This is a genomic window from Curtobacterium sp. MCBD17_008 (assembly GCF_003234475.1).
In the GTDB taxonomy this organism is placed as follows: domain Bacteria; phylum Actinomycetota; class Actinomycetes; order Actinomycetales; family Microbacteriaceae; genus Curtobacterium.
The window spans coordinates 41,259-54,525 of sequence record NZ_QKTK01000014.1; the positions used below are offsets into that span (position 1 = coordinate 41,259).

17 protein-coding genes and 1 tRNA gene are annotated in these 13,267 nt (G+C 69.6%); 4 read left to right on the forward strand and 14 right to left on the reverse strand.

The genetic code is table 11. From position 1 onward, the window contains the following. Nucleotides 1–203: 203 nt before the first annotated feature. From DEI95_RS12935 to DEI95_RS12945, 3 genes are all read right to left on the reverse strand, one after another. The gene (locus DEI95_RS12935) at nucleotides 204–1,061 is read right to left on the reverse strand and encodes an anti-sigma factor domain-containing protein (protein ID WP_111060494.1); all 858 of its coding nucleotides are present in this window, start codon (nucleotides 1,059–1,061) and stop codon (nucleotides 204–206) included. After that, a complete protein-coding gene (sigK, locus tag DEI95_RS12940; protein WP_110824141.1) occupies nucleotides 1,058–1,657 on the reverse strand; it encodes an ECF RNA polymerase sigma factor SigK in 600 nt (199 codons plus the stop codon). Before sigK ends, DEI95_RS12935 begins: the two co-directional genes overlap by 4 nt. 902 nt (nucleotides 1,658–2,559) lie before the next feature. Then, complete coding sequence (locus tag DEI95_RS12945; RefSeq protein ID WP_110824142.1) at nucleotides 2,560–3,189, reverse strand: DNA-directed RNA polymerase subunit beta; 630 nt, start codon at nucleotides 3,187–3,189, stop codon at nucleotides 2,560–2,562. A gap of 43 nt (nucleotides 3,190–3,232) precedes the next feature. On the opposite strand from DEI95_RS12945, the gene DEI95_RS12950 reads away from it, so the two are divergent. Further along, nucleotides 3,233–3,305 (forward strand) — tRNA-Lys (locus DEI95_RS12950). An 82-nt stretch (nucleotides 3,306–3,387) separates the two neighbouring features. On the opposite strand, the gene DEI95_RS12955 is transcribed toward DEI95_RS12950, so the two are convergent. Then, the gene (locus DEI95_RS12955) at nucleotides 3,388–3,627 is read right to left on the reverse strand and encodes a DUF3263 domain-containing protein (protein WP_220036657.1); all 240 of its coding nucleotides are present in this window, start codon (nucleotides 3,625–3,627) and stop codon (nucleotides 3,388–3,390) included. Between the two features lie 79 nt (nucleotides 3,628–3,706). On the opposite strand from DEI95_RS12955, the gene DEI95_RS12960 reads away from it, so the two are divergent. Beyond that, nucleotides 3,707–3,982: a hypothetical protein gene (locus DEI95_RS12960; protein WP_111060496.1), complete on the forward strand. Its 276-nt coding sequence runs from the start codon at nucleotides 3,707–3,709 to the stop codon at nucleotides 3,980–3,982. Here the strand turns inward: DEI95_RS12960 and DEI95_RS12965 are convergent. Further along, on the reverse strand, nucleotides 3,951–5,384 hold the full coding sequence (locus DEI95_RS12965) for an O-antigen ligase (RefSeq protein ID WP_181436328.1): 1,434 nt from the start codon (nucleotides 5,382–5,384) through the stop codon (nucleotides 3,951–3,953). The genes DEI95_RS12960 and DEI95_RS12965 overlap by 32 nt on opposite strands. A 58-nt stretch (nucleotides 5,385–5,442) precedes the next feature. Here DEI95_RS12965 and DEI95_RS12970 point away from each other — a divergent pair, with 58 nt between their 5' ends. Next, nucleotides 5,443–5,622: a hypothetical protein gene (locus DEI95_RS12970; protein WP_111060498.1), complete on the forward strand. Its 180-nt coding sequence runs from the start codon at nucleotides 5,443–5,445 to the stop codon at nucleotides 5,620–5,622. A 91-nt stretch (nucleotides 5,623–5,713) separates the two neighbouring features. After that, nucleotides 5,714–5,968: a hypothetical protein gene (locus tag DEI95_RS12975; protein WP_111060499.1), complete on the forward strand. Its 255-nt coding sequence runs from the start codon at nucleotides 5,714–5,716 to the stop codon at nucleotides 5,966–5,968. On the opposite strand, the gene DEI95_RS12980 is transcribed toward DEI95_RS12975, so the two are convergent. The 9 genes from DEI95_RS12980 to DEI95_RS13020 all read right to left on the reverse strand — a co-directional run bounded on the left by DEI95_RS12980 (nucleotide 5,965) and on the right by DEI95_RS13020 (nucleotide 13,267). Further along, entirely contained in the window at nucleotides 5,965–7,794 is a 1,830-nt protein-coding gene (locus DEI95_RS12980) for a sialate O-acetylesterase (RefSeq protein ID WP_111060500.1), read from the reverse strand. The genes DEI95_RS12975 and DEI95_RS12980 overlap by 4 nt on opposite strands. 32 nt (nucleotides 7,795–7,826) lie before the next feature. Then, on the reverse strand, nucleotides 7,827–8,261 hold the full coding sequence (locus DEI95_RS12985; protein ID WP_111060501.1) for a hypothetical protein: 435 nt from the start codon (nucleotides 8,259–8,261) through the stop codon (nucleotides 7,827–7,829). A gap of 11 nt (nucleotides 8,262–8,272) precedes the next feature. Then, nucleotides 8,273–8,761 carry a hypothetical protein gene (locus DEI95_RS12990; RefSeq protein WP_111060502.1) on the reverse strand — a complete coding sequence of 163 codons (489 nt, stop codon included), beginning with the start codon at nucleotides 8,759–8,761 and terminating at the stop codon, nucleotides 8,273–8,275. Beyond that, nucleotides 8,748–9,242 carry a hypothetical protein gene (locus tag DEI95_RS12995; protein ID WP_111060503.1) on the reverse strand — a complete coding sequence of 165 codons (495 nt, stop codon included), beginning with the start codon at nucleotides 9,240–9,242 and terminating at the stop codon, nucleotides 8,748–8,750. Before DEI95_RS12995 ends, DEI95_RS12990 begins: the two co-directional genes overlap by 14 nt. Before the next feature lie 2 nt (nucleotides 9,243–9,244). Next, entirely contained in the window at nucleotides 9,245–10,054 is an 810-nt protein-coding gene (locus DEI95_RS13000) for a hypothetical protein (RefSeq protein ID WP_111060504.1), read from the reverse strand. A 65-nt stretch (nucleotides 10,055–10,119) separates the two neighbouring features. After that, nucleotides 10,120–10,575: a hypothetical protein gene (locus DEI95_RS13005; RefSeq protein WP_111060505.1), complete on the reverse strand. Its 456-nt coding sequence runs from the start codon at nucleotides 10,573–10,575 to the stop codon at nucleotides 10,120–10,122. 1 nt (nucleotide 10,576) lies between these two features. Further along, a complete protein-coding gene (locus tag DEI95_RS13010) occupies nucleotides 10,577–11,392 on the reverse strand; it encodes a hypothetical protein (RefSeq protein WP_111060506.1) in 816 nt (271 codons plus the stop codon). 10 nt (nucleotides 11,393–11,402) lie between these two features. Further along, nucleotides 11,403–12,488: a hypothetical protein gene (locus DEI95_RS13015; RefSeq protein ID WP_111060507.1), complete on the reverse strand. Its 1,086-nt coding sequence runs from the start codon at nucleotides 12,486–12,488 to the stop codon at nucleotides 11,403–11,405. A gap of 11 nt (nucleotides 12,489–12,499) precedes the next feature. Further along, complete coding sequence (locus DEI95_RS13020) at nucleotides 12,500–13,267, reverse strand: hypothetical protein (RefSeq protein WP_111060508.1); 768 nt, start codon at nucleotides 13,265–13,267, stop codon at nucleotides 12,500–12,502.

Here is a 13,267-nt window from a genome sequence, read left to right on the forward strand (position 1 = left end):
CCCACCCGCCGGCGTCCGGGCCGCCCGGCGGCGTCCAGCCCCCGGCGGCGTCTGGCTCACCCGGCGGCGTCCGGCCCACTCGGCGGCGTCTCACGTGCCCGGCGGCGTCTCGCCGCTCGGCGGACCGGCCGCACCACGAACGGACGGGAGGCTCCTCACCAGCTGGTGGGAGCCTCCCGTCCGTGGCGCAGGCGCGTCGGCGCTCAGGCCTCCGACGTCGGCACGGCCACGACCGGCTCGGAGGTCGGCTGGTCCGACCCGCCCGCCGGCTCGACCGTGATGCCGATCGTGTCACCGGCGACCATCGTGCCGCGGAGCACGGCGGACCGGACGCCGCCGTCGACGTCGTGCATGAGCCCGGCTGCCTCGATGGTGCCGCCGGACTCCTGCGAGCCGATGTACCAGAGCTCGTAGGTCTTGCCCTTCGGCGCGGCCTTGACCCCGTCGAGGATGACCGCGGAGCGTCCGAGCTGCCCGGACCACACGACCGTGGCGGTCCCGCCGCCCTTGACCTTCGCCGAGCTGCGCTGGAAGTCCGGCGCCGCGTAGATCTGGTCGAGGCCGGAGGCAGCCTGCGTGGTGGCGGGGGCGCCGCCGTCGTCCGAGAAGAGCGACGGGCCGACGCCGAGGCCGACACCGAGGAAGACGACGGCCACGGCGGCGGCGGCGCTGAGGGCGGCCGCGGGACGCTGGAACCAGCGGGCGCGGGCCTTCGTCGCGGCGCGACCGGAGTCGGAGGCGAGGTCGGCGACGGGCGCGGGCCGGGCCTCCTGGACGGGCTCGACGATGCGCTCCTCGTCGGAAGCTGACTGATCGAGCGCCGGCAGCTGCGGCGTCTGGGCGATCTTCGCCATGAGCGAGGCCTTGAGGTCGGCGCGGGGCGTGACCGGGGGCACGGCGTAGGCGAGGGCGAGGGCGGTCTCGCGCAGCGAGTCGGCCTCGAGTCGGAGTTCGGGAGCGGTGCGGAGGGCCTGCTCGACCGAGTGGCGCTCCTCGTCGCTGAGCGCGTCGAGGGCGTGGGAGCCGGTCATCAGCTCCGGGTCGTCGTGTCGTTCGGTCATGAGTTCACCCCCATCTCGTCACGGAGTCGGATCATCCCGTCGCGGAGACGGGTCTTGACGGTGCCGATCGGCACCCCGAGTCGCTCGGCCATCTCGCTGTGCGAGAAGCCGCCGTAGTAGGCGAGTTGCACCGCCTGCCGCTGGAACTCGGTAAGTCGGGAGAGCGCCCGGCTGACGCGTTCGTGCTCGAGTCGGATCTCGACCGACTCGGAAACGGAGTCGAAGTCCGTCTCGAAGTCGCGGATGCCGATCTTCGTGTCCCGGTCGCGGGAGGACTGCGATGCCCGCACCCGGTCGACCGCTCGGCGGTGCGCCATCGTCAGCACCCAGCTGGCGGCACTGCCGCGGGCCTGGTCGAAGCGCGTGGCCTGCTGCCAGACCTCGAGGAAGACCTCCTGCGTGACCTCTTCCGACTGCGCCCGGTCCTTGAGGAGCCGCGTCACGAGTCCGAGGACCCGGCCGGACAGCTCGTCGTACAGGTCGGAGAACGCAGCCTGGTCGCCGGTCGCGACCCGGATGAGCAGGTCGTCCGCCGACACCGGTTCCGGGGCGGCGGGAGTCCAACCATCCATGTCGCCTTCCACGAGAGTGAGCATTGCAGGTTTTCCTCCTTCCCGTGTGTACGGCGTCCTCCGCGCGCACTGGACAGAGCGCTCGGCGACGGCGGTCGCGGTGGTCATCAGTCGGGTCCCGTTCGGATCGGGTGACGCAGCGGTCGCTACGCGGGTGGTGCCGGGTTCAGGTGCCGAGGCCCCGTGCGACCCACAGGGAATTGACCCGGGAGCGGGCCCGGGTCGCACGGGGACCTCGTGTGATCGTCGTGCAACGGTCACGCTGATGATTCGGCACCCTCGCGCCGTCGGTTTGGGTCAGGATCGCTTCGGATGTCCGCTGCGGTCGGCGGACAGTCTTGCGGGCGCCGCGGCGGTGGTCGGCGTGCTCTGGACGGGCGTCGGCCGCACCGCGCCGACGCGTCCGTTGCAGGCCCGGATACGGGTGCTGACGGAAGGTCCGGTCACGGGTGCTGACGGGAGGCCCGGATGCGGGTGCTGACGGGAGGCCCGGATGCGACAACAGCCCGGGCACCGCGCGTGGGTGCGGGCTGGGCAGCGCGCGAGGGTGCGGACTGAGCGCCGCTACGGGGTGCGAGCGCGGCACCGCGACCGGTTGCGGGCTGGGAGCGCGAGCGGACCCGGAGTGCTGTCCACGGCGCGCGCGGTGGCGGATCTGTCCCCCCAGAGTGAACACCTGGGTACGGACGGGAAGGTGTCTCGTACACTTGATCTCGCCGGGCCGCAGCAAGCCCCGGGCTCCAATATTCGCCGCTCCGAGCGGCCTCGCGCCGAGAGGCGCTTCTGCGGCCCGGTCTTCTCATGTCCGGACTCGGACCCGGGCGACCCGCGTCCGCCCGACGCGGCGCCGTCCTGACGGACGTCTCGACCGCCGAACGGTGCTCGTGTCCGTCACCGTGCAGGCGAGCGGCAGGATACGAGGGCGGTCAGTCCAGGCTGTCGCGACGCCACAGCGCCGCAGCGGCGGACAGGTCCTCGGCCAGTTCCGCGAGCCGGTACGCACGCGTCGTCAGCGCCGATGCCCGCTCCTGGGCCGTGCGGTCCGAATCATCCGCGACCGAGGTCGCCCCCGCGGCGGTCAGCCGCGCGAACGCGGCCCCGCGCTCGAGCGCCACCGCGAAGTCGCCCGTGTACAACCCGTGCAGGATCCGGTCGGACAGGGTGAGGATCTCCGCCGGCCCGGTCGGTTCCTCGGCACCCGCCACGGCCTGGTCGATCGTGCCGATGAGCTGCGTGCCGCGCTCGAAGAGGTAGGCGATCTCCTCGGGGTTCTGCCGGATGACGGTCCGCACCAGGTAGATGCGCCAGAGCGCTCCCGGCAGGGTGTGTGCGCCAACGCGGGCCCACAGTTCGGCGATCGCGTCGATGCCGTGCACGTCCGTGTACGTGACCAGCCGCTCGACGACGGCGGGGTCCGGGTCCTCCCGCACGCGGTGGAGGAGCGCGTTCGCCGTGTCGTGCGCGACGCGATTCACCAGCGCCGGGTCCTCGCCACCCTGGATGGCGGCGAACTCGGCGTCGGTGAACTGGACGGGTCGGTGGTGTTCACGAGGCACCGCGACAGTGTAGGCGCTGCTCTCCCGATACCCTTGGTCGCGAGGGCCTCTAGCTCAGTTGGTAGAGCACCGGACTTTTAATCCGAGGGTCGTGGGTTCGAGCCCCACGGGGCCCACGACAGAAACCCCCGGTCAGCCTGCGCGAGCAGACTGCCGGGGGTTCTTCGGTTCTTGCCCTCGTGGGGCAGACGTGGGGCATCAGGGTCGAAACGACCGTCGAACGCGGGCGGCGACGGCCGCCGTGGTCGCCCGCTCCACACGGTGCGCCACCACGGCGTACTCCTCGAGAACGTCCTGCCGCTGCACCAGTCGGCCGAGCCGCTGCCGGTACCGGACCCACGACATCGAGAACTCCGTCCGGATCGCCGCTTCCTTCGTTCGGTCGTTCCGCGGATGCTGCTCCTCGAACCCCAGGATGGCCCTCTCGCTGTCGTTCATGGCCACATGGTCTCTCCGCCCACCGACAGCGCACCGAGCCGGGAGAGCGGCTGTCAGCGGTGCCGGGCATCATGCCCGCATGCCGCAGTACCAGTGGTCCCCGCCGATCCACCCGGACCCACCCGAGGACCAGCCGTTCGGGGTCGAGGGAGTCGCGCTATCGGAGTGGGTCGACCACACGCCGGTGTGGGTGCGCGTCGAGTTCAGTCGCACCGGCTGGCAGCGGGTCCCCGGGTTCGTTGACGCGGACGCCGGCGACCGGGTCTACGTCCAGTTCGTCCACATGGGTTTCGCGCACCGAGCCTGGCTCGAGCGAGACCGCGTCACGCGGCGACAGTTGAAGGAGCGGCGCTGACGTCTTCGCTCGCCGCGACGTCGCCTCGGCCGCGTTCGGTGGCGCAGGCGAGCGCCCCGACGAGGGCGCCGAACAGGATCGTCGACGTCGAGCTCAGCGGCACAGGCGCGACGTAGGACGCGGCGAGCATCCCCACCAGCGCGGCCGCGATCCCCAACGTCGCCACGGTCGGCCGGTTGAGAGAGCGGAGCAGGGGGCTGGCGACCGACAGCACGAACAGCAGCACACCGAGAAGGCCAGTCTTCACGCCCGCCCAGAGGTAGAAGTTGTGCGCGTAGTACGGCGCGTAGTCCAGCGTGAAGCTCGACGTACCGGCTGACGGCTTGTACGCGAACCCAAACCCATGACCGAACACCGGTGCCGACGCGATCCCCCGCAGCAGCCAGGCGTCCTCGCTGGCGCGGAACTGTACGGACGCGTCGGTTGCCTGCACGTCCGACGTCAGGCCGCTGAGCACCCGGCTCGAGTAGCTCGTCACCTGCGTGTTGATGAAGTCGCCGCCCGGCAGGGTCGCGAGGACCGGGTTCAGCACGATGAGGAGCGCGAACGCTGCGATCGTCACGAGGACGATGCCGCCCGCCCGGAGCGCCGACGACACCGTGCGAGTCGCGATGACCGCGAAGAGGATCGCGACGGCGAGAGCGAGGATCGAGTTGCGAGAGAAGCTGAGCACGACGATCAACGCCGCGGGGACGGACAACACCCACGTACTCCGGAGCGTGGCCCGCTTCGCGATGACGATCGCCACGACGGCGCACAGGACCGCCAGCGCTGGGAACGTCGCGCTCGTGAGCAGCCGCGTCGCCGCCCCGGATGCAGCACCCGGGTTCGCCAGGCTCGCCTCCTCCGTCCGGCCGCCGACCTCGATGCCGAGCGTCGCGCCGGCGAGCACGACGGCGGCGGAGACCCACAGCACCCACTTGATGACCCGGAACGCGGTCGCTGCGATGTTGGTGCCGTACACGCGGACGGCGACGAAGATCATCACAGCACCCTCGGCGACGGGGCGAGCGTCGTACAGCAGCTTCGTGCCCGCGTTCTGCTCGGCGAAGCCGACAAGGAACCCGAGAGCGACGAACGCCGCGAACGCCAGCGTGAGCAGGTTCAGCCGGCGGGTCGCCTTGAACTTCGCCACCGAGTACAGGGCAGCGAGGAGCAGGAACGGCTCGTGCGCACGGATCGTGTTCCCGCCCACGTTGAACTCGGTCGGGATGAACGTCGGCAGCGCGGTGAACGCGAGGATCAGCGTCAGGTAGATGGTCCACGCCGGACGGAGCGCCAGGATCAGGATCGACGCGATGACCGCGATCAGCAGCGGTGCGATCAGCGGTTCACGGACGGTGAGGGCAGCAGCGACCGTTGTGAGCACGACCCCCGCGGCGACCACGAGGATCCTTCGCATGGACCGGAGACTAACAGAGCGCTGGTGCCGCCCGTAGGCCGCGAGGTACCGTTGCGGCATGTCGCTGCTCCGTGCTCTCCGGTCGATCTTCGACACCTCGGGCGGCCGGAACGGAGCCTCCCGCTGCGAGTCCTGCAACAAGTTCGTCGGGACCGAGGGCGGACGTTGGGACGGGATGACGCTCGTCTGCGAGTCCGACGACTGCGGCGCCTACGCCCTCGCGTTCCGCGGCGTCTGACCCAGCACACGACGAAAGACCCCCCTCGAGCTCCCGAAGGAACCCGAGGGGGGTCTAGTCGTTGGCGCGCTGGCCGAGGTACGCTCACGCCATGATTGCTGGCCTCCTCGTCCTCGCCATGGTCGCAGCCGTGGTGACTGCAGTTGGTGGCCTGTACGCCTGGATCACGAGCGCGCCGCGCGCAGATCAGCACGGCGTCGTAGCGACGTTCCGCCGGTGGCTGCACTCCCGCATCGAGACCGAGAAGCTGTTCTGCGGGTTCTGCCGTAACGAGCTCGCGGTCGAGAACGGCTACTGCTCCACCGAGTGCGGCGAGCGTGACCGCACCATGCAGGCGATCGCCTAGGGCGTTCCGTAGAACGCCTTCTGGCTCGCATCCACCGACTGACGGTCGGCCGACGAGAGCACCCGGGCGAACGACACGAACTCGGAGAACTTCATCCCGAGCGGCGCCAGCGAACCCGACCGGGTCACACCGCCGATCGTGAACCGGTTCTTCGAGCTCGTCGTCCGCGTGTAGGTGAACGCCGACACATCGGAGACACCGTCCACCCAACTCGACATCGACGTACCCGTGTCGATTGCCGACGCCTGGTGCGCCGTGCCGTCGAAGAACGACCGGGTCGGGCTGAGTCCTGCCGTGCCGGCCGCGAAGGCGTTCGTCATCAGCGGGTACGCGTAGGCCCGCGTCGCGGTCGTCGTGCCGTCCGGCTGCAGGAGGCCGTACTGCTCGCCCGATGCTGTCGAGACGGACTCCGACCAGACCCGAGCCTGCGCGGTACCCGTCGGCGCCGAAAGCACCTGAGCGACGGTTGCCGCGCCAGCGGCGAACAGTACCGGGACGGAGTTGACGAGGCAGTCGTCGACCCCGTCGAACGAGACAGCCGGCTTGCCTCCGTTGGTCACGAGTGCACCGGCGGAGACGATCTTCGGCTGCGCGGCCGCCGTGGTTTGGGTGACCTCGCGGCCGTTTCCCGACTGGTCGTACCAAGTGACCACGAACGCATCACCGGTACCCGCGAAGTTCAGCAGTGCCGCGGTGTCGAGCGCGCCACCGGAGAAACCGATGTCCATCGTCGCGCTGTCGCTCGAGCGGCGGACGTTGACCGCCTTGCCGAGGTAGCCCGCGTCCGCCACCTTCCGCAGGGAGTACGCGGACGCGGCGTTCGCCAGACCGAGCACCTGGATCGGCGACGGGGCTTCCGAGTACGGCAGCAGCCCCGCCGTGACCCGCTCGTACGCCTCCCACATCGCACGGCCGTTGTATCGCTGGCCGGCGGCGTTGAAGTGGTTGCCGTCGCCGAGGTTCGCGTCCTTCGCAGACACCGCAACGTCCGTACCGGGGATCCGATTCGGGGTGTCACGATGCACCGCGTTGATCTGCGACCGGGTCCCGGTGCCGAGGTACTCCGGGACCATCGTGCCGATGATGAACGGCAGGGTGGGCAGGTTCAGGTCCCCGCGGAGGCCGACAATCAGCTCGTCGAGGTCCGCCTGGTACTGCTGCCCGGTGATCTTGTTGTCACCATCGGTCTCCCCCTGCAGCCAGAGGGCGGCGACCACGGTCGACGTCTCGCCCCCAGCTGCGAGTGCGCCTCGCACCTGGGTGAGCATGTTGTCGTAGAGGTTGCCGGTCACGCCGCGCCGCCATCCGAGTGCCGCCGTCGACGACAGCGGCGTGCCACCGTGAGCGACGGGGACGAGGAGCACCTTCCGGTTCCGGTCCAGCCGCCGCGACGCGTACCAGCGGGCGAACTGCAGGCCCGGGCCGATGCCGGACGGGTAGTCGTGCATCAGCAGCGGTTCCGACGCCGGCGAGATGGTGTTTTTCGCCGTGCCCGTGTTGCCGTACTGCATGATGCGCGGACGGGGCGGGTCCGTGATCGCCGAGAACGGCGTCCCACGACCGGACATGTTCGACTGGCCCGCGAGGATCACGATGTCATAGCCGATCGGGGAAGCCCCGTACCGGTTGTCGAGCTGCGTCCTCACGGGGCTGTCGTTGGCCACGTACGCGGCGACGGCTTCGGCTGCGGGGATCGCGTCGGGCCCGGGAAGGCCCTGGGGTCCGCGCGCACCGTCCTTCCCGTCGAACCCACGGCCTCCGTCCCGGCCGTTCTGACCGGCGGCGCCACGCGGCCCGCGCAGGTCCGCCTTCTTCCTCCACACCATGCGTGTGCTCCACTCCGCCCCGGTGGGGCTGCTCAGTCCGCCGCAGGCGGGGTGTTCTTGCGGAGCCGGTCGAACTCCGCTCGAGGGATCGTGCGATCCATGTCCGGCCACTCCGGCAGCCGATCCCGCGACTGCCCAGCCTCGATCAGCCGGACCCGCAGGTCGGCCGCGTGCTCACGAGCGCGCTGCTCGTTCTCGACAGCGATCTGCCGGTTCGCGTCCGCCCAGTCCGCGCGCTGCTGCTCGGCGTCGGCGCGAGCCTGCTGTGCGTCCGCGCGCTCACGTTCCTTGTGCGCCGCCTGCAGTGCCTCGTCGCGCTGCTGCACGATGTCGACTCGGCGCTTACCTTCACGCACGGACACTCCTCGACGGACGAGACGGATGACAGTCGTGGTGGCCTGGATCACGGCGCTGATGCCGGCGCCGCCGCCCAGGGCCGCGACGAGGGTGACAGCGTCGATGTTCATCCGGTTCCCCCTCAGTAGTGCTTCCGCGGCACGACGTTGCGTGTGCGGCGATCGAGCACGTCGCGCAGCCACCCCTTGGTCCGGATCCCCGGCTCGGAGGTGAAGATGCGGAGCTCGGCGTACCGACGGACCATCCCGAGCGTCGCGACGACGGCCACGCCGAACGCAGCGAATGACGCGCTGCCCCCGAACGCTCCAGACGACAGGACGACGGCGTAGACGAACGCACCCCAGCCCGCTGCAACGTTGCCGACGTACTCGACCGCCCACACCCGGGACGCTCGTCCGGCGAGGCCGAGCCACGCGGTCACCATCAGCCATGCGAACAGGGTGATGATCCACCGCTGCCCGAGGAGGGTGTCGAGGACGTAGTCGGAGACGTGCACGAGCGCGAGTGCGCCGGACACCCCGATGACGCCGTACGCGACCATGTCGATGATCCAGAGGAGCCGCTCCCACCAGAGACGCCGCTGGTTCAGCCTCGGGTCAGTGGCGACCATCAGCGCCCCCAGCCGCAGCGTCACCCTCCACGGCCATGTCACCCGTGATCATCACGGGGTGACTGACCTCGAGTGAGCCCGAGATCACGGAACCCTGCTGCTTGCGCAGGTCGATGGCGGACGGGTCGAAGAGCGCCGGCTGCAGGTCCGGCGTCTTCGCGGCCGCGGTCTCCTTAGCGACCGCCTTCGGCACGGAGCCGAGACCGATCAGCGTGAGGAGCTCGTTCACCTTCGGGATCGCCATGATCTTCGTCAGCGCGGCAGACACCGCAGCGAGCGACGCGACGGCGCCGGTCAGCCACACGAGCACCGGACCCGGCACGACGTCGGCGATCGCGGCGATGATCTCCGGGGCGACGGCGACGACGACCGTCAGGACGCCGGCGGCGGCGAGCACGACCTGCACGACGGTGCGGAGGACGCGCTTGCCCTGGTACCAGATCGTCTGGACGTCGATCTGCTGCTTCTCGTGGTCACCCATGCTTATGCCGCCTTCTCGTTCTGGATCTGCTGGTCGATGCGCCGGCTGCGCGGGTAGCCGAGGTCCACGCGGTTGTCCTGCACCTCCTCGAGGAGGTCGATCAGCTGCGACGGCGTCATCCGCCGGTAGAGAGTGCCGATGCCGCGGGTGGCCTTCGCGTTCGCGGTGGCACGCGCCTTCCGGCCGGTGCCGGAGACGGTGAGTTCGCCGATGTCGTAGTAGGTGCGGGTCTTCGTGGAGAGTCCGTGTCGCATGTCGCTGTCCTTCGTCGGGATGGGAGCTGGCGGGGTGGGTGCCGGCGCGGGCGTCGGCACGGTGGGGTCGAGGTCGTTCGCGACGATCTCTGCGGCGTTCGGGTACGGCGGCAGGAGTTCGGCGCGGGTCGCCATCTCGTGGTGCCACGGCTCAGGCGCGGTCTTCGCCCAGTCCGGCCAGGTACCACCGCGCGCTTCGACGAGCTCGTGGAGCTTCGCGAACTCCTCGGCGGTGAGCGCCCGGTTCGACCCGCCCGGCATTGTGATGCCGAAGTCGATCGCGTTGCCGTGCAAGACCTCGTCGTGCCGCGACGTGAACGGGATGGCGACGACAACCCCGAGGATGAAGCGCATGGCCCACAGCCACGACTGTCGGGCCCGGGACCGCATGCCCTCGTTGACCGAGAGGAACCCGACGGCTCCGCGGTCCCGCTGCCAGGCATTGAAGTCGGCGATGACGGACAGCACCTGCAGTGCGATCCGGGCCGACATGACGAACTGCTCGACGCCGCGGAGGTCCCCGTACGAGGACTTCCCGACGCTGAATCTGGCGACCATGCGGCCTCCTTCAACGACGAGAGCCGCCCCCGAAGGGACGGCTCACTGGTTCGGACGGTGGCGGCTCAGCCCCACTCGTAGAGGATCCCGGTGGCGTCCGGGTCGTCCGGGTCGTCCGGGTTCACCTGCAACCACCAGACGGTGGTCGACGGCGTGGACGGCGGGTCGACGCCAACCCACACGAGCGCCGGATTCGGCGGGATGCCGATCAAGTCACCGATCGACCCGCCGGCGGACGGGACGAACAGCTTCCAGTCGGCGAGGTCGACGCCGACGTAGCCCTCGTCGGAGTCGAGCCACTCGATGCGGATCGTGTACCAGACCAGCGGGTTCAGGTCCTCGGTCGCCTGCAGGAACACCTCGAAGTCGCCGGCGAGGTTCGGGGTCGCGACGATCGGCTTCGTCGAGTACAGACGCGTCGACGACGTCGCCACCCCGGAAGCCGTGAAGATGATGCGGGGGTTGTACGCGGCGAGCGTGGTGATGGCGAAGTCGCGGAGCGTGCCGGTCACGATGGGCATGTCAGACCTCCGTTCCGGTTGTCGCAGTCGATCGGTAGAGCTTGCCGCCGTCGGGGTCGCAGTAGAGGTTGGGCGGCTTCGACGTCGACGGCAGGTTCGCGATGTAGAGGCCGGCGCTGTCCGCTACGAAGCCGTTGCCGGCATACAGCAGCATCGCGGCTCCAACGCGGGCACCGACGAGCGCGGATCCCGCCTGGATCGCTGCACGGGTGCCATCGGACGCGAGCTCCGCGGTCCCAAAGTCGACCTTTCCGCGGCCGCCGAACTTGCCGATCGTCATGCCGCCCACGGTGATGCGTCCGTTGTCGTCGACTTCGAGGTCGCCGGAAAGCGTCGTGTCCCCTTCGATGCCGAGGGTGCCGTCCATCGTCGTGTTCCCGTGAATGCCTAGGGCGCCGTAAACGCCCATCGGTCCGCGGACACGGAACGGCCCCTCCACCGTGGTGTCGCCGTTGATGACGGTCTCCCCGTTGATGGCGGTGTCGCCGTCGAGCGTTACCGGTCCCGTGACGCGGAAGCTGCCAGTAACTGTCGTGGACCCGGTGATGTCGGTGTCGCCGCCGAGGTTCGTCGGTCCGGATACGTTCAGCTCGCCAGTGATGCGCAGCTCACCGTCGACGACCTCGAGCCCCGTGATCGTGAGGGTTCCGCTCACCCCACCCGATCCCTCGATGAGGAACGAGTCCTCGCCGATGAACCGGGTGCGGCCGCCGGACACTGCGGAGTTGGACAGCGGGTCGCGGGACTCGAGGGCGGCGACCCGTTCCTTCAGGTCCTTGAGTTCGCTGTTGTCCGACAGGTCGTCGACCATCCCCATCAGTGCCTCCTCACTGCAGCTGCAGCTTGATCGTGTTCGTGAGATCGCCGGAGAAGCCGATGAGGCGGTTCTCCACCCAGCCGTCGGTGATCCACTCGTTGTCGGCGAGGTAGGTGTTGAGCGTCTGCCCGATGCGGAGCTGCTGCAGCCCCGGCGTTCCGTCCGCCTGCATGGCGTAGGAGTACTGCCGGGTCGGCGTCTTGTAAACGCGGAGGTTCTCGTTCGCCCGCCGCTGCAGCACGTCGATCTGCTTCTCCTGCGAGTAGCGAACGAACCGCTCGAGCGCGAGCTCGTCCGACGGGATCGCCGTCGACGACGTCGCGAGGAGCATGTCCCGGTCAGACCCGTTCCCGACCGCGTAGAACACGTTGCCCTGCTTGTTGCCGTCCTCCTGGAACGTGAAGTCCGTGAGCGCCGGCTTTTCGACGGCGAGATTCCACTCGAGCGTGTTGCCCGTTAGGTCGCCGACCCGGGCCGTCCACTGCAGCGTGTTGTCGTCCGCCCACGACGGCTCGAAGTCCACGTCGGGACCGCTGAGGGTGCTCTGGATGGCGGCGAGCTCTGTCTCGATCACCGGCAGGTTGTACTCGTGGTACGTCCGGTCGTGCGGGCCAGTGATGTTCCGAGGCGGGAGGATCAGCGGCAGCTGCCAGTTCGACGTCGGCCCCTGCATCACGTCCCAGATCAGGTACCCAGCGATGGACGCGAGGGTCTGGTTCTTCAGCAGCAGCTGCTCGTCGGCCTTGCCGTTGTAGCCGCTGATCCCGAACGTGGTCCGGTACTTCAACAGCTCACGGAACTCGACCGTGCTGATGTCGACCGTGCCGTCCGTCTTCGTTGTCTTCCCGACGATGAGGCCGGCGTAGATCGGCTTGTCGTCCCAGCACTGCACGAGCGTCCGCGACCAGGTGCGAGTCAGGTCCACCCGGGAGCTGCGGCGCGCGTTGACGGTTTCGCCGGCGCCGAGATCGGCGGCGATGAAGCTGTGCGTGCCGGAGCCGACGCCGTTCATCCTGCGGGTGAAGGAGCCCGACGTCGGAGTGACCTGCGTGATCTTCTCGCCGGTGCGGGTGGCGCAGATGTGGAAGGTCCACATGGTGCCCCCGATCAGACGTAGGTGTCGTAGGTGAACGCTTCCGCCGTGGCGGAGCCGGTCGCGGAGAGGGTGTGGTTCAGCTGCCGTCCGGCGGGGACCGTCCACGAGTCCGCGACCTCGACGCCGCCGTACTGCACGACGCCCTCGATGACCAGCTGCCCGGTCGCCATGTCGTACACGTGCGGGTGGCCGGGGTAGAGCCGCTGCGTGACGAGCACGGACCGGCTGCCGGGGCCGGTGATGCGCCACCGTTCCGCGTCGCCGGAGACGACGAACCGGGTCGAGGCGCGCGTGTTCCCGAAGTGCCGTGTCACGAGCGACCCGCTGGACGACGTCTCGTGGTTCATGGCCCCGTACTTGCGGGGGTCCGGGAACCAGAACTGCATTTGCCAGTCCGCGACGGTCGGGTCGCTGCCGTGCACGGTGAACTTCGTCGACGACGCCAACCGGCCGTCCGCCCACTCAGAGTGGTCGTCACGCTGTACCGTGACCCGGCCGAGGCTGCCGTCCGACAGGAGGCCGCGCATCCGCTGCCCGAGCGCCGCCGTCTCCTGCGGGGACCCGGTGACGACGTGCCCGGAGAACGACGCCGTGCGGGCCGTGAGGTACCCGACGGCGTCGAACTCTCCGTGCGCGTTCGGCCGGTCGATCGACGACCTCCGCATGTCCGGGGTGTCGTCCCAGCCGGTGAACCCGTCCTCGGTGATGAACACCGGCGACGGTGCGACTCGGTTGCGTTGGCCCCAGATGGTGAAGCCGGCCACGTCGATCAGGAACAC

What these genes read in the sequence shown, in the direction of transcription:
- DEI95_RS12935 (WP_111060494.1), bottom strand. Translation starts at nt 1,061, where the DNA reads ATGACCGAACGACACGACGACCCGGAGCTGATGACCGGCTCCCACGCC.
- sigK (WP_110824141.1), bottom strand. Translation starts at nt 1,657, where the DNA reads ATGCTCACTCTCGTGGAAGGCGACATGGATGGTTGGACTCCCGCCGCC.
- DEI95_RS12955 (WP_220036657.1), bottom strand. Translation starts at nt 3,627, where the DNA reads ATGAACGACAGCGAGAGGGCCATCCTGGGGTTCGAGGAGCAGCATCCG.
- DEI95_RS12960 (WP_111060496.1), top strand. Translation starts at nt 3,707, where the DNA reads ATGCCGCAGTACCAGTGGTCCCCGCCGATCCACCCGGACCCACCCGAG.
- DEI95_RS12965 (WP_181436328.1), bottom strand. Translation starts at nt 5,384, where the DNA reads ATGCGAAGGATCCTCGTGGTCGCCGCGGGGGTCGTGCTCACAACGGTC.
- DEI95_RS12970 (WP_111060498.1), top strand. Translation starts at nt 5,443, where the DNA reads ATGTCGCTGCTCCGTGCTCTCCGGTCGATCTTCGACACCTCGGGCGGC.
- DEI95_RS12975 (WP_111060499.1), top strand. Translation starts at nt 5,714, where the DNA reads ATGATTGCTGGCCTCCTCGTCCTCGCCATGGTCGCAGCCGTGGTGACT.
- DEI95_RS12980 (WP_111060500.1), bottom strand. Translation starts at nt 7,794, where the DNA reads ATGGTGTGGAGGAAGAAGGCGGACCTGCGCGGGCCGCGTGGCGCCGCC.
- DEI95_RS12985 (WP_111060501.1), bottom strand. Translation starts at nt 8,261, where the DNA reads ATGAACATCGACGCTGTCACCCTCGTCGCGGCCCTGGGCGGCGGCGCC.
- DEI95_RS12990 (WP_111060502.1), bottom strand. Translation starts at nt 8,761, where the DNA reads ATGGTCGCCACTGACCCGAGGCTGAACCAGCGGCGTCTCTGGTGGGAG.
- DEI95_RS12995 (WP_111060503.1), bottom strand. Translation starts at nt 9,242, where the DNA reads ATGGGTGACCACGAGAAGCAGCAGATCGACGTCCAGACGATCTGGTAC.
- DEI95_RS13000 (WP_111060504.1), bottom strand. Translation starts at nt 10,054, where the DNA reads ATGGTCGCCAGATTCAGCGTCGGGAAGTCCTCGTACGGGGACCTCCGC.
- DEI95_RS13005 (WP_111060505.1), bottom strand. Translation starts at nt 10,575, where the DNA reads ATGCCCATCGTGACCGGCACGCTCCGCGACTTCGCCATCACCACGCTC.
- DEI95_RS13010 (WP_111060506.1), bottom strand. Translation starts at nt 11,392, where the DNA reads ATGGGGATGGTCGACGACCTGTCGGACAACAGCGAACTCAAGGACCTG.
- DEI95_RS13015 (WP_111060507.1), bottom strand. Translation starts at nt 12,488, where the DNA reads ATGTGGACCTTCCACATCTGCGCCACCCGCACCGGCGAGAAGATCACG.